Origin of the sequence: Streptomyces venezuelae ATCC 10712 (assembly GCF_008639165.1) — a bacterium.
Classification (GTDB): domain Bacteria; phylum Actinomycetota; class Actinomycetes; order Streptomycetales; family Streptomycetaceae; genus Streptomyces; species Streptomyces venezuelae.
The window spans coordinates 1588804-1602664 of the sequence record NZ_CP029197.1 but is presented as its reverse complement, the minus strand read 5'-3'; the positions used below and the strand labels follow the sequence as shown (position 1 = coordinate 1602664).

General features: G+C 74.5%; 12 protein-coding genes and 1 rRNA gene. 10 read left to right on the top strand and 3 right to left on the bottom strand.

From position 1 onward, the window contains the following. Positions 1–23: 23 nt before the first annotated feature. Together rrf and DEJ43_RS38850 are read left to right on the top strand one after the other, a co-directional pair. Positions 24–140 (top strand): 5S ribosomal RNA (gene rrf, locus DEJ43_RS07055). A gap of 137 nt (positions 141–277) precedes the next feature. Beyond that, on the top strand, positions 278–2341 hold the full coding sequence (locus DEJ43_RS38850; protein WP_086024629.1) for a tetratricopeptide repeat protein: 2064 nt from the start codon (positions 278–280) through the stop codon (positions 2339–2341). A 67-nt stretch (positions 2342–2408) separates the two neighbouring features. On the opposite strand, the gene DEJ43_RS07045 is transcribed toward DEJ43_RS38850, so the two are convergent. Further along, the gene (locus DEJ43_RS07045; protein WP_015032630.1) at positions 2409–3701 is read right to left on the bottom strand and encodes a DUF1015 domain-containing protein; all 1293 of its coding nucleotides are present in this window, start codon (positions 3699–3701) and stop codon (positions 2409–2411) included. A 79-nt stretch (positions 3702–3780) separates the two neighbouring features. On the opposite strand from DEJ43_RS07045, the gene DEJ43_RS07040 reads away from it, so the two are divergent. Further along, positions 3781–4872, top strand: coding sequence for an HAD hydrolase-like protein (locus DEJ43_RS07040; RefSeq protein ID WP_015032629.1), 1092 nt, complete (start codon positions 3781–3783; stop codon positions 4870–4872). 52 nt (positions 4873–4924) lie between these two features. Further along, positions 4925–5767, top strand: coding sequence for an ABC transporter ATP-binding protein (locus DEJ43_RS07035; RefSeq protein ID WP_015032628.1), 843 nt, complete (start codon positions 4925–4927; stop codon positions 5765–5767). Between the two features lie 5 nt (positions 5768–5772). Here DEJ43_RS07035 and DEJ43_RS07030 read toward each other — a convergent pair whose 3' ends face one another. Then, positions 5773–6120: an SCP2 sterol-binding domain-containing protein gene (locus DEJ43_RS07030; protein ID WP_015032627.1), complete on the bottom strand. Its 348-nt coding sequence runs from the start codon at positions 6118–6120 to the stop codon at positions 5773–5775. Between the two features lie 43 nt (positions 6121–6163). Here DEJ43_RS07030 and DEJ43_RS07025 point away from each other — a divergent pair, with 43 nt between their 5' ends. The 6 genes from DEJ43_RS07025 (at position 6164) to DEJ43_RS07000 (ending at position 12077) form a co-directional block, all read left to right on the top strand. Then, positions 6164–6448, top strand: a complete 285-nt coding sequence (locus DEJ43_RS07025) for a hypothetical protein (protein WP_041662207.1) — start codon at positions 6164–6166, stop codon at positions 6446–6448. A 7-nt stretch (positions 6449–6455) separates the two neighbouring features. Then, on the top strand, positions 6456–7271 hold the full coding sequence (locus DEJ43_RS07020) for a TlyA family RNA methyltransferase (protein ID WP_015032625.1): 816 nt from the start codon (positions 6456–6458) through the stop codon (positions 7269–7271). Beyond that, the gene (locus DEJ43_RS07015; RefSeq protein WP_015032624.1) at positions 7268–8191 is read left to right on the top strand and encodes an NAD kinase; all 924 of its coding nucleotides are present in this window, start codon (positions 7268–7270) and stop codon (positions 8189–8191) included. The genes DEJ43_RS07020 and DEJ43_RS07015 overlap by 4 nt, the downstream gene beginning before the upstream one ends. Positions 8192–8336: 145 nt before the next feature. Further along, positions 8337–10079, top strand: coding sequence for a DNA repair protein RecN (gene recN, locus DEJ43_RS07010; RefSeq protein ID WP_015032623.1), 1743 nt, complete (start codon positions 8337–8339; stop codon positions 10077–10079). Further along, positions 10076–10885 (top strand): hypothetical protein, encoded by an 810-nt coding sequence (locus tag DEJ43_RS07005; protein WP_015032622.1) that lies wholly within the window; start codon positions 10076–10078, stop codon positions 10883–10885. Before recN ends, DEJ43_RS07005 begins: the two co-directional genes overlap by 4 nt. Before the next feature lie 109 nt (positions 10886–10994). After that, positions 10995–12077, top strand: coding sequence for a glycosyltransferase family 4 protein (locus tag DEJ43_RS07000; protein ID WP_015032621.1), 1083 nt, complete (start codon positions 10995–10997; stop codon positions 12075–12077). 43 nt (positions 12078–12120) lie between these two features. Here the strand turns inward: DEJ43_RS07000 and DEJ43_RS06995 are convergent, their stop codons facing one another. Continuing rightward, positions 12121–13749 carry a PucR family transcriptional regulator gene (locus tag DEJ43_RS06995; protein ID WP_015032620.1) on the bottom strand — a complete coding sequence of 543 codons (1629 nt, stop codon included), beginning with the start codon at positions 13747–13749 and terminating at the stop codon, positions 12121–12123. Positions 13750–13861: the final 112 nt, after the last annotated feature.

The window sequence follows — 13861 nt, the reverse complement described above, 5'->3', positions numbered from 1 at the left end:
TGTTCGCTCGAAACCGATAGGGTTTCGGTGGTCATAGCGTTAGGGAAACGCCCGGTTACATTCCGAACCCGGAAGCTAAGCCTTTCAGCGCCGATGGTACTGCAGGGGGGACCCTGTGGGAGAGTAGGACGCCGCCGAACAATTCTTCAGGACCCCTGGTCCCAGCGTTCACGCTGGGACCAGGGGTCCTTTTGTTTTTCACTTGACTTTTTCGATGCGCGGCGGAGTGCCGGCTGCGCGAGAATGACAGCAGTACCCGAAGACAGGAGTCACACCGATGTCCACCAACTCTCCCGACGACCGTCCGGAGCGCGAACCGCGTCGCAGGGACGGTGCCGGTGGCGACCGGGGCGGCTTCCGCGGGCCGCGCCGGGACGACAACCGTGGTGGCGACAACCGTGGCGGTGGCTTCCGTCGCGATGACAACCGTGGTGGTGGCGGCTTCCGCCGCGACGACCGCGGCGGTGACAGCCGTGGTGGCGACCGCAGTGGCGACCGCGGTGGGTTCCGTCGGGACGACCGCCGCGACGACAACCGTGGCGGCGACAACCGCGGTGGCGGCTTCCGCCGTGACGACAACCGCGGTGGTGGCGGTGGCTTCCGTCGCGACGACCGTGGTGGCGACAACCGCGGTGGCGGTGGCTTCCGCCGTGACGACCGTGGTGGCGACAACCGTGGCGGTGGCTTCCGCCGCGACGACCGCCGTGACGAGCGTCCGTCGTCCTTCCGCCGTGACGACCGGCCTTCCTTCCCGCGCGACGACCGTGGTGGCGACAACCGCGGTGGCGGCTTCCGCCGCGACGACCGGCGTGACGAGCGTCCCTCGTCGTTCCGCCGGGACGACAACCGCGGTGGCGGCGGCTTCCGTCGCGACGACCGTGGTGGCGACAACCGTGGCGGTGGCTTCCGCCGTGACGACCGGCCTTCGTTCCCGCGTGACGACCGTGGCGGCGACCGGGGTGGGTTCCGTCGTGACGACCGTGGTGGCGACAGCCGTGGTGGCGACCGAGGTGGGTTCCGTCGGGACGACCGCCGCGACGACAACCGTGGCGGCGACAACCGTGGCGGCGGGTTCCGCCGCGACGACCGGCGTGACGAGCGTCCCTCGTTCCGTCGGGACGACCGGCCGTCGTTCCGCGACGACCGTCGTGATGACAACCGTGGCGGTGGCTTCCGCCGTGACGACCGTCGTGACGACCGTCGGGACGAGCGTCCGTCGTCGTTCCGTCGGGACGACCGGCCCTCCTTCCCCCGTGACGACCGTGGTGGCGACAACCGCGGTGGTGGCTTCCGCCGCGACGACCGCCGTGACGAGCGTCCCTCGTCGTTCCGCCGGGACGACAACCGCGGTGGCGGCGGCTTCCGCCGTGACGACCGTGGTGGCGACAACCGTGGCGGCGGATACCGTGGCCGTGACGACCGTGGCGGCGACCGTGGTGGGTACCGCGGCCGGGACGACCGTGGCGGCGACCGCGGTGGCTACCGTGGCCGCGACGACCGCGAGCGCAGCGACCGCGCGCCCATCAAGCGGCTGCCGATCCCGCCGGAGGTCACCGGTGAGGAGATCGACCCGGATGTCCGCCAGGAGCTCATGAGCCTGCCCAAGGGGCTCGCCGAGGACGTCTCGCGCAACCTCGTCATGGTGGCGCAGCTGATCGACGAGGACCCGGAGAAGGCGTACGGGTACTCCCGGGTCGCCCTGCGGCTCGCCTCCCGTGTCGCCGCCGTGCGCGAGGCCGCCGGCTTCGCCGCGTACGCCACGCAGAAGTACTCCGAGGCGCTGGCCGAGTTCCGTGCCGCCCGCCGGATGAGCGGTGGCGTCGAGCTGTGGCCCGTCATGGCCGACTGCGAGCGCGGTCTCGGCCGCCCCGAGCGCGCGCTGGCGATGGCCGGGGAGCCCGAGGTGCAGAAGCTGGACAAGGCCGGTCAGGTCGAGATGCGGCTCGTGGCCGCCGGCGCCCGACGGGACATGGACCAGCTCGACGCGGCCATCGTGACGCTGCAGAGCCCCGAGCTCGCTTCCAGCGCCGTTCACCCGTGGACCGCGCGTCTGCGGTACGCCTACGCCGACGCGCTGCTCGCGGCCGGCCGTGAGCGCGAGGCGCGTGAGTGGTTCGCCAAGGCGCTGGAGGCCGACAAGGACGGGGCGACCGACGCCTCGGACCGGCTGGCGGAGATGGACGGCGTCGAGTTCGTCGACGCGTTCGTCGAGGACGAGGCCGACGAGGACGAGTCGGGCCTCGTGGTCGAGGGTGACCTCGACGACGACCTCGATGAGGACGACGAGGACGACGAGGACGAGGACGACGTCCTCGGCCGGGGCGACGGCGACAAGAGCTGACGCTTCTGACGCGATGAGAAGGGCGGCACCCCTGCGGGTGCCGCCCTTTTTCGTTCTCCGGGGTTCCTCAGTCCAGTGCCAGGCTGCGCAGGACCAGGCCCGTGGCCGGCTTGGGGCCGAAGGAGGTCGACTTGCGGGGCATCGTGACGCCCTGGCGGGCGAGGTCCCGTACGACGTCCTCGCGGACCGGGTGCATGAGGACCGCCGTACCGCCACGGCGTTCCGCCTGGGCGACCGCGGCCTCCGTGTCGTGGATGTAGCTGATGTCCTCGGGGGCGTCCGGGATCTGCCAGACGTGCTCCAGGAGGGTGGAGTGCAGGACCGTGGCGTCCAGGGTGCGCCAGGCGTCGGGGCGGTCCGTGCGGATCGTCCGGTCGAGGAGGGCGGGGTCCGGGCGGTCGACGAGGTGGAAGCCGCCGTCGCCCGCGAGGAGGAAGGCGTTGCCCTCGGCCGTGGCCTCCGCGAGGGCGTCGAGCGCCGCCGACAGGGGCCGCTCGATCCGGCGTACCCGGAAGGAGCCGTCCAGGGCCGTGAGGGCGTCGGCGAGCGGCAGACGGTTGAGGAGACGGTGGATCGCGCGGACCCGCAGGGGGTAGCGGGCGGTGTCGATGAGGAGCACCAGGCCGTAGTTCCACGGGCCGGGTGAGGGGTGCTCCTCGCGGAGCCGGAGGTAGGTCGCCCAGCGGTGGTGGCCGTCGGCGATGAGGGCCTGGTGGCGGCCGAGCTCGGCGGTCACGGCGGCCTGCTCCGCCGGGTCGGTCACGGCCCACAGGCGGTGGTGGAAGCCGTCCTCCGTGGTCGTGGCGAGCAGCGGGGGGCGCTCCACGGTCCGCTCGACGACCCGGCCGGCGCCGTCGCCGTCGCCCACGTACGTGAGGAGCAGCGGCTCCAGGTTGGCGGCGGTGGTCCGCATCAGGGCGGCGCGGTCCTCGACGACGTGCGGCATGACGTCCTCGTGGGGGAGGACGACGCCCTCGGCGGGGGTGGTGAGCTCCAGGGCGCCGATGATGCCGCGCTGGAGGATGCCGTCGCCGTGCTGCTCGTACACGTAGAGCGCGGGTTCGGGGTCCGGCGCGAGGACGCCGTCCGCGAGCCAGCGGTCGAGGGTGACGGCGGCCTTGCGGTGGCGGGTGCCGGCGGTGATCGCCTGCGGGAGGATCAGCCGGACGATGTTGTGCGGATCGGCGGACTCCAGATGGAGCAGTCCGTCAGGTCGTACGACGACGTCGTAGGGCGGAGACGTGACGGCGGCGAGGCTGCCGACCCGTTCGGGGACGTAACGGAGTCCGCGGAACGGTGTCAGGTGCAGTCCGACTGTGTCGTCGCGGACATCGGCGGCCGCGTGACCCGAGGTGTTCATCTCGTCATCGTATGTGGGCGGTGGGATGAGCGATGATCGGGGGAGCGGGGAACCCATCCGGTGAGGCGAGGAGCGTGCGGTGACGGTGCGGAACGGTCAGGGGCGGCGGGGCGTCGGCAGGACTCGGCCGGGTGGCAGCGCGGTGCCGCTGAGCGAGGCGTACGACACGGCGCTGCTCGATCTCGACGGGGTCGTGTACGCGGGCGGGGAGGCCGTGCCGCACGCCGTGGAGGCGCTCGGGGCGGCCAGGGCCGGCGGGATGCACCTTGCGTACGTCACCAACAACGCGCTGCGGGCGCCCGACGCGGTGGCCGAGCACCTCACCGAGCTCGGGGTGCCCGCCGAGGCCGGGGACGTGATCACCTCGGCGCAGGCGGTGGCCCGGCTGATCGCCGACGACGTGCCGCCCGGTTCCCGGGTGCTCGTCATCGGCGGTGAGGGGCTGCGGGTGGCGCTGCGGGAGCGGGGGCTGGTGCCGGTGGACTCGGCGGAGGACGGGCCGGTGGCCGTCGTGCAGGGGTACGGCGGTCCCGAGATGCCGTGGGGGCGGTTCGCGGAGGCGAGTTACGCGGTGGCGCGGGGGCTTCCCTGGTACGCCTCGAACACGGACCTGACGATTCCGGGCGCGCGCGGGATCGGGCCCGGGAACGGGGCGGCGGTCGAGGTCGTGCGGATCGCCACGGGCGGGCGGGTGGAGCCGAAGGTCGCCGGGAAGCCGCTGCCGCCGATGCACCGGGAGACGGTGCTGCGGACCGGGGCGAAGCGGCCGCTGGTGGTCGGGGACCGGCTGGACACGGACATCGAGGGCGCGTTCAACGGCGGGGTGGACTCGCTGCTCGTCTTCACCGGGGTGACGGACGCGGCGCAGCTGCTGGCGGCCGTGCCCGAGCACCGGCCGACCTATGTGGCGGCGGACCTGCGGGGGCTGCTCGTGGGGCAGCCGGAGGTCGTCGCCGGGGAGGGCGGGGTCTTCGTGTGCGGGGCGTGGCGGGCCTCGGTGAGCGCGCCGGACGGGGGCGAGCTGGTCCTTGAGGGGCCGGCGGGGGACGCGGCCGGTGCGGACCCGATGGACGGTGTGCGGGCGCTGTGCGGGGCGGCCTGGTCGGCGGCCGACGCCGCGGGTGGAGCCGTACCGGACGGGGGGAAGGTGCTGGCGCGGCTCGGATTCTGAAATTGGGTAGGCTAACCTAACTTCATCTGGGTTGAGGGTCGGGAGCAGCGGCATGGACGGTCGACAGCAGCGGTTGAGCGCGGAATCGGTCACCCTGGCGTACGAGCAGCGGGTCATCGCCCGTGACCTGTCCGTCGAGATCCCCGACAACTCCTTCACCGTGATCGTCGGGCCGAACGCCTGCGGCAAGTCCACCCTGCTCCGTGCCCTCTCCCGGATGCTGAAGCCCAGCCAGGGCCGGGTGCTCCTCGACGGGCAGTCGATCCACGCCCTGCCCGCGAGGAAGGTCGCCAAGACCCTCGGCCTGCTGCCGCAGACCTCCGTGGCCCCCGACGGCATCACCGTCGCCGACCTGGTCGCCCGCGGCCGCTACCCCCACCAGGGGCTGTTGCGGCAGTGGTCGCCGGAGGACGAGCGGATCACCCGGGAGTCGATGGCGGCGACCGGCGTCGCCGAGCTGGCCGGGCGGTACGTCGACGAGCTGTCCGGCGGTCAGCGGCAGCGCGTCTGGATCGCGATGGCGCTCGCCCAGCAGACCCCGCTGCTGCTGCTCGACGAGCCGACGACGTACCTCGACATCCAGCACCAGATCGACGTTCTCGACCTGTGCGCCGAGCTGCACGAGACCCAGGGGCGGACGCTCGTCGCCGTCCTGCACGACCTCAACCACGCGGCCCGGTACGCGACCCATCTGATCGCCGTCCGCGACGGCGAGGTGGTCGCCGAGGGGCCGCCCGCCGAGGTGGTCACCGCCGAGCTCGTCGAGCGGGTCTTCGGGCTGCGCTGCCAGGTCATCGAGGACCCGGAGACGGGGACGCCGCTGGTCGTGCCGGCCGGGCGGAAGGCCCGGGTGCCCCGGCCCGCCGCGTCGCCGGAACCCGCGCTGCGGAAGTAGGGGTTCTAGAGCAGCGAGCGGAGGCGGAGGAGGTCACGGAAGCCCGCCTCCAGCCTGACCCGGCCCGAGGCCCAGGCCTTCGCGAAGTTCAGCTCGCCGCCCACCATCGCCACCAGGTCGTCCCCGGTCATCGCGAGCCGGATCTGCGCCTTGGCCGGCGGCGGGCCCGCCACCAGGGACTCGACCTCGATCCGGCCGCCCGCGAGGCGGCCCGTGAACGTGCTGTCCAGGTCGGTGATGTGGCAGCTCAGGGTGCGGTCGAACGCCGCCGCCCCGCGCACGTCGCCGTCCGCCCGCGCCAGGTTGTCCGAGAGTCTGTCGAGTGCGTCGCGGCACTCCGTGATCGTCGCCATCGCCGTCGACCGTACCCCAGGGGTTCGCGGTAGCGTCGGGAGCATGAACGACGTGATGCCCGAGCCGGTGGAGGCGACGCCCGAAGTGGAGGCCGAGGCTCCGCGGGGCGGTGCCGACGAGCCCGCCGCGGCCGCACCGCTGGAGGTCGTACGGGAGCTCACCGGGCACCCCGGCGTCGACGTCCACCTGGCGCGTCTCGACGAGGTCGACCACCTCCCGGCGGACGGACACCTGGAGGTGTACGAGGATGTACACCGTGGACTGCGCGCCGAGCTGACCTCGCTCGACGCGCATCCCGCCCCTCGACCGCACGACAACAGGAGCTGAACCGAACGTGGCAGGAGTGGCACGCCGCCGTCTCGACGCCGAGCTGGTCCGGCGCAAGCTCGCGCGCTCGCGCGAGCACGCCAGCCAGCTGATCGCCGCGGGCCGGGTGACCGTCGGCAAGACCGTCGCCACCAAGCCCGCCACCCAGGTCGAGACCGCCGCGGCCATCGTCGTCGTCCAGGACGACTCCGACCCCGACTACGTCTCGCGCGGCGGCCACAAGCTCGCCGGGGCCTTCGAGGCCTTCGTCCCGCTCGGTCTGAAGGTCGAGGGCCGCCGCGCCCTGGACGCCGGAGCCTCCACCGGCGGCTTCACCGACGTGCTGCTGCGCGCGGGCGCCGCCCACGTCGTCGCCGTCGACGTCGGCTACGGACAGCTCGCCTGGTCGCTGCAGAGCGACGAGCGGGTCACCGTGAAGGACCGCACGAACGTACGCGAGTTGACGCTCGACGCGATCGACGGCGTCCCGGTCGACCTCGTCGTCGGAGACCTCTCCTTCATCCCGCTCGGCCTCGTGCTGCCCGCCCTCGCGGCCTGTACGGCACCCGACGCGGACCTCGTCCTGATGGTGAAGCCGCAGTTCGAGGTGGGCAAGGAGCGGCTCGGCACGGGCGGCGTCGTGCGGAGCGCCGAACTCCGCGCCGACGCCGTGAAGAACGTGGCCCGGCGGGCCGCCGAACTCGGGCTCGGCGTCCTGGGCGTCACCGCCAGCCCGCTGCCCGGCCCCTCCGGCAACGTCGAGTACTTTCTGTGGCTGCGGGCAGGGGCGCCCGCGCTGGATCCGGCGGACGTCGACCGCGCCGTGGCGGAAGGACCTCGTTGAGCTCAACGGCAGCAGCACCAGAGACCGCACCCCGTACCGTCTTCCTGCTCGCGCACACCGGCCGGCCGGCCGCCGTGCGCAGCGCCGAACTGGTCGTCCTCGGCCTGCTGCGCTGCGGCATCGGCGTCCGGGTCCTGGAGGCCGAGGCGGAGGACCTGCCGCTGCCGCCGGCCGTCGAGAGGGTGAAGGAAGCCTGCTCCGACGCCCTCGACGGCTGTGAACTCCTCGTCGTCCTCGGCGGCGACGGCACCCTGCTGCGCGGCGCCGAGTTCTCCCGCGCCTCCGGCGTGCCGATGCTCGGCGTCAACCTCGGCCGGGTCGGCTTCCTCGCCGAGGCCGAGCGGGACGACCTCGACAAGGTCGTCGACCGGGTCGTGACGAAGGCGTACGAGGTCGAGGAGCGGATGACCCTCGACGTCGTCGTGTACGAGAACGGTGACGTCCTGCACCGCGACTGGGCGCTCAACGAGGCCGCCGTGCAGAAGGTGTCCCCGGAGCGGATGCTGGAGGTCGTCCTCGCCATCGACGGGCGGCCGGTGACCGGCTTCGGCTGCGACGGGGTGATCTGCGCGACACCCACCGGTTCCACCGCGTACGCCTTCTCGGCGGGCGGCCCGGTCGTCTGGCCCGAGGTCGAGGCGCTCCTCATGGTTCCGATCGGGGCCCACGCCCTCTTCGCCAAGCCGCTGATCACCACCCCCGAGTCGGTGCTCGCCGTCGAGGTCGAGCCGCACACCCCGCACGGCGTGCTCTGGTGCGACGGGCGGCGGACGGTGGAACTCCCGGCGGGGGCGCGGGTCGAGGTGCGGCGCGGTGCCGTGCCGGTCCGGCTCGCCCGGCTCCACCACGCCTCCTTCACCGACCGGCTGGTCGCCAAGTTCGCCCTCCCGGTGTCGGGGTGGCGGGGCGGGGCGCGCTGACGGGCGGTCCCCCGGCGGCGCCGGTCGTTCCGCACGACCGGCCGGCCGGAACGAGCGGCTGAACCGCCCGGCGCGGGCCCGAACGATCGGCGCGCCGGAGAGTTACGCCCGGGGGCGATGTCGCATCGCGGCAGGGAAACCTCGTATGGTCTGGGGCGTGCTGGAGGAGATGCGGATACGGTCGCTCGGGGTCATCGACGACGCGGTGGTCGAGCTGTCGCCCGGCTTCACCGCGGTGACCGGTGAGACCGGTGCGGGCAAGACGATGGTCGTGACCAGCCTCGGGCTGCTGCTCGGTGGCCGGGCCGACCCGGCCCTGGTGCGGATCGGCGCGGCCTCGGCCGTGGTCGAGGGGCGGATCAGCGTGCCCGCGGGCGCGCCCGCCGCCCTGCGCGCCGAGGAGGCCGGGGCGGAGCTCGACGACGGCGTGCTGCTCGTCAGCCGCACCGTTTCCGCCGAGGGACGCTCACGGGCCCACCTCGGCGGGCGTTCCGTGCCCGTCGGGCTGCTCGCCGAGCTCGCCGACGAGCTCGTCGCCGTCCACGGCCAGACCGACCAGCAGGGCCTGCTCAAGCCCGCCCGGCAGCGCGGTGCGCTCGACCGGTACGCGGGCGAGGCCGTCTCCGGACCGCTGGCCGCCTACGCGGAGGCGTACCGGCGGCTGCGGGCCGTCAGCGGCGAACTCGACGAGATCACCACCCGGGCGCGCGAGCGGGCCCAGGAGGCCGATCTGCTGCGCTTCGGGCTCGGTGAGATCGAGGCCGTCGCCCCGCGCGCCGGGGAGGACACCGAACTCGCCGCCGAGGCGGAGCGGCTCGGGCACGCCGAGGCCCTGGCCTCCGCCGCCGCGCTCGCCCACGCCGCGCTCGCGGGCGTGCCCGAGGACCCCGAGTCCGTCGACGCCACGACCCTCGTCGCGGGCGCCGGGCGGGCGCTGGAGTCCGTACGGTCGCACGACCCGGCCCTCGCCGCCCTCGCCGACCGGATGGGCGAGATCTCCATCCTGCTCGGCGACGTGGCCACCGAACTCGCCGGATACGCCGACGACCTCGACGCCGACCCGCTGCGGCTCGCCGCCGTCGAGGAGCGGCGCGCGGCGCTCACCCAGCTGACGCGGAAGTACGGCGAGGACATCGCGAGCGTCCTCGCCTGGGCCGAGGAGAGCGCCGGCCGGCTCGGCGAGCTCGACGGCGACGACGACCGCGTCGAGGAACTCACGGCCGAGCGGGACCGGCTGCGGGACGAGCTCTCGGTGCTCGCGCAGCGGCTCACCGACGCGCGTACCGAGGCGGCCGACCGGTTCGCCGACGCCGTCACCGCCGAACTCGCCTCGCTCGCCATGCCCCACGCGCGCGTGTCCTTCGACATCCGGCAGACCGAGGACCCCGACGGCGTCGAGGTCGGCGGCCGCCGGGTGGCCTACGGCCCGTCCGGCGCCGACGAGGTCGAGCTGCTGCTGGCCCCCCATCCCGGCGCCCCGCCCCGGCCGATCGCCAAGGGCGCGTCCGGCGGTGAGCTGTCCCGGGTGATGCTCGCGGTCGAGGTCGTCTTCGCCGGGGTCGACCCGGTGCCGACGTATCTCTTCGACGAGGTCGACGCGGGGGTCGGCGGCAAGGCGGCGGTCGAGATCGGCCGCCGGCTCGCCAAGCTCGCGAGGACCGCGCAGGTCGTCGTCGTCACCCACCTGCCGCAGGTCGCGGCCTTCGCCGACCGGCAGCTGCTCGTCGAGAAGACCAACGACGGCTCGGTCACCCGGTCCGGTGTCACCGTCCTGGAGGGCGAGGAGCGGGTCCGGGAGCTGTCCCGGATGCTCGCCGGCCAGGAGGACTCCGAGACGGCCAGGGCGCACGCGGAGGAACTGCTCGCGACCGCCCGGGCGGACGGGTGAGGGGGCGCCTCGTCTCCTTCGGGGTCGCCGCCGTGGTGAGCCGGGCGGTGTACGGGGCGCTGCGCGGGCGGGTGGCCGGTGGGGGCGTGTCCCCGGTGGCCGGTGGGGGCGTGTCCCCGGCGGCCGGTGAGTCCGGGTCTCCGGTGGACCGCGGGTCCGTGTCCGGGGGGCCGTGGACCCGGGTCAACCACGGCGGGCGGGTCGTCGATCTGTGTGCCGGGCCAGCGGTGGCGCTCGGGGCCGCCGTCGGCGCCGGGAGCGGGCCCGTCGCGTTCGCCGTGCTCGCCGCCGGCGCGTGCGGGGCGTACGACGACGTGAAGGGGGACTCCCGGCGGGGCTTCCGGGCGCACCTCACGGCGCTGCGGGACGGCGAGGTGACCAGCGGGACCGTCAAACTGTTCGGGATCGGGGCCGCCTCGCTGGTGGCCGGGGCGCTCCTCAAGGAGCGGGCCGTCGACAAGGTCCTCGCCGGGGTCGTCATCGCCGGCACCGCCCACCTCGTCAATCTCGTGGACGTACGGCCGGGGCGGGCGGGTCTCGCCGTTCTCGCCCTCGGTGCGCCCGGGCTGCTGCGCGGTGCGTCGGCCGCCGCCCCCATGGGAGCCGTCACGGCCGTCCTCGGTGACGACCTCGGTGAGCGCACCATGCTCGGCGACACGGGCGCGCACGCGCTCGGCGCCGCCGTCGGCTGTGCGATCGCCGTCGGCAACGGACGGCTGGGACTCGCCGTCCACGCGGCCGGGTTGACCGCCGCCGCGGCCTGGGGGGAGCGCGAGACCGCGTCGCGCGCTCACCCGAGTGGGTGAACCCGTGGAGTGAGTCGCGGAGCCGTACGCCTTCCGTGCGGGGGAACGACGCCACTTCGGTGCCGGAACGTGCGTACGGTCAGGGGTACGGGCTGGCATCCTTGGGCGCGTGACACAGCTCCGTACGGTCCAAGTGCTGGGCGGCGGCAGCGCGGGCAGCAGCGCTCACGTCCGATCACTTGCCTCGGGGCTGGTGGCGAGGGGCGTGCGGGTGACCGTGTGCGCCCCGGCCGAACTCGACCGCGTCTACGACTACCTCGGGGTCGGCGCCCACTTCGTGCCCCTGCCGCGCCTCGGCGACCCCGCGACCGTCACCGCCCTCCGCAACGCCTGCATCGGGGCGGACGTCGTCCACGCGCACGGCCTGCAGGCCTCCGTACGCGCCGCGCTCGCGCTCTCCGGCGGCGCGGCCCACGCACCGCTCGTCACGACCTGGGACAGCCGGTGCCATGTCGACGGTCCCGGGGGCGGTGTGCTGCGGATGGTGGAGCGCCGGACCGTGCGGGCGGCGACCGTCGTCCTCGCCACCTCCTCCGAACTCGTCGACCGGGCCCGGCGGCGCGGCGCCCGTGACGCCCGGCTCGCGCCCGTCACCGTGCCGCCCGCGCGGGGGCCCGTATGTCTGCACGACGGCAAGGCCCGGGCCGAACTGGGCGCGGTCGACCGGCCGTTGCTGATGGCGGTCGGGGCGCTGGAGCGGGGGCGGGGGTACCGGACGCTGCTCGACGCGGCGCGGGTGTGGCGTGAGCTCGATCCGCAGCCGCTGCTGGTCATCGCGGGGGAGGGGCGCGAACGCGCCGCCCTCCAGCGGCGGATCGTCGCCGAGAGCCTGCCGGTGCGGCTGATCGGCCGGCGTGAGGACGTCGCCGAGCTGCTCGCCGCGGCGGATGTCGCCGTGCTGCCGTCCCGGTGGGAGGCGCGGTCGCTGCTCGCGCAGGAGGCGCTGCGGCTGGGTGTGCCGCTGGTCGCCACCGCGGTCGGCGGAGTGCCGGAACTCGTCGGGGACGCCGCGGAGTTGGTGCCGTACGGCGACGCGGAGGCGCTGGCGCTTGCGGTGCGGGGGCTGTTGGAGGACGTCGAGCGGCGGATGGACCTGGCGGCGGCCGGGCGGGTGCAGGCGGGGTCCTGGCCCACGGAGGACGAGACGGTGGCGCACGTCCTGAGCGTGTACGACGAGCTGGCGGGGCGGTGACCGACTCCCGGTCCGCCCCGCCACGGACCTGGCGGGGCCCCGGCTACGGGGTGTGGCGGCGGGCCCGCAGGGCCAGGGAGAGGGCCAGGACCGTCTGGGGGTCGTCCAGGTCCGTGCCCAGGAGTTCCGAGATGCGGGCCAGGCGGTTGTAGAGCGTCTGGCGGTTGAGGTGCAGCTCGCGCGCCGTCTCCGCCTTGCGGCCCGCGTGCGCCAGATACGTCTCCAGGGTGGGGAGGAGCGGGGGGCGGGACGTGCGGTCGTGGTCCCGCAGCGGGCCGATCGCACGGTCCACGAAGGCCGCGAGGACCGTGTCCCCGTGGAAGTGCAGCCGCCACAGCAGCAGGTCGATGTCGAGGCGTCGGGCGTCGTACCAGGGGAGGTCCGAGAGGCCCTGCGCGGCCGTCGCCGTCTCCGCCGCGTGCCGCAGCCCCGCCGAGGCCGCCGCCCAGCTGCCGGCGACGCCGACCACGACGACCGGCGGGTGGACCCCGGCGCGTTCGAGGCCGGCCCGCTCCACGCCCGCGCGGAGCGCCGCCGCGACCCGGTCCGCCACCGCCGTGCGCTCCGATTCCGAGCGCAGGCCGAGCAGGAGGGGCACGCGGCCTTCCACCGGGCGGACGCCCAGGAGGACCGGCACGCCGACGGAGGCCAGTTCCTCCAGGACCGCGCGGGCCAGCAGGGCCCAGTTGCCCGAGGGGGAGAGCTCCGACGCAAGGCGCATGACCACCGGCAGCAGCGGGCCGTCGCCCGGCTTGAAGCCGAGGACCCGGGCCTGCGCTGGGGCGTCCTCGGCCGTGATCCGCCCCTCCGCCAGGTCCGTGAGGAAGTCGCCGCGGCCCCGCGCGGCCAGTTCCTCCTCCTGCCGTGCCTGCATGAGGACGACCGCGAGCAGGCCCGCGGCACGTTCGGCGGCCATCCGGTGGACGGGGGAGAGGGCGCCGGAGACCGAGAGCAGCACCAGGCGGGCCCGTACCGAGGACGTGCCGGGGCCGCCGCCCGGGACGTCCACCAGGACCGTGCCCGTCGGCGGGCCGGACTCGCGGGCCGCCCGCTGGCCGCGCAGCCCGTCCCACACCTGGAGCGGGTCGGCGGGAGCGGACTCGGTGCCCGCCGCGTACAGCAGCTGTCCGTCGGCGGTCTCCAGGAAGACGGGGTTGGCGGCGAAGTCGGAGAGGATGCGCAGGACCTGCGGGACCCCGCCGCCGCCGAGGAGCGCCTCCGTGCACTGCCGGTGGACCTCCTCGGCCTGCCGCTGGAGGGCGTAGTGGCCGTTGACGATCTCGGTGTGGATCTCCTCCGTGACGGCCACGAAGGGGACCTCGCGGTGGAGCTGCACCAGGGGCAGCCCGGCGGCCCGCGCGGTCTCCACTATGGTCGCCGGGAGGCGGGCGAACCGCGGCCCCAGCTCGACGACGAGCGCCGCGATGCCCCGGTCGGCGAGCCTGCGGACGAACGCCCGCTGTTCGGCCGGGCGGGTGCCCAGGCCGAGGCCCGTCGTGAGGAGCAGTTCGCCGCCCTTGAGCAGCGACGCGATGTTCGGCACCTCGCCCGCGTGCACCCAGCGCACGGTGCGGTGCAGCCGGTCGGCGCCGGCCACGACCTCCGGGAGCCCGCCGCGCAGCCCGGGGAGTTCCAGCGCCCGCTGCACGGTGATCCCGCCCTGATTGTCCATGGGCCCGGACGCTACCCGCGTCCGTGTTTCGGCGACATCACCCCACGGTCACGGGACCGGACAGTTCGTACACCGGGGCGACAACTCGTCGCCCCGTGGCGGGAATTGTGCG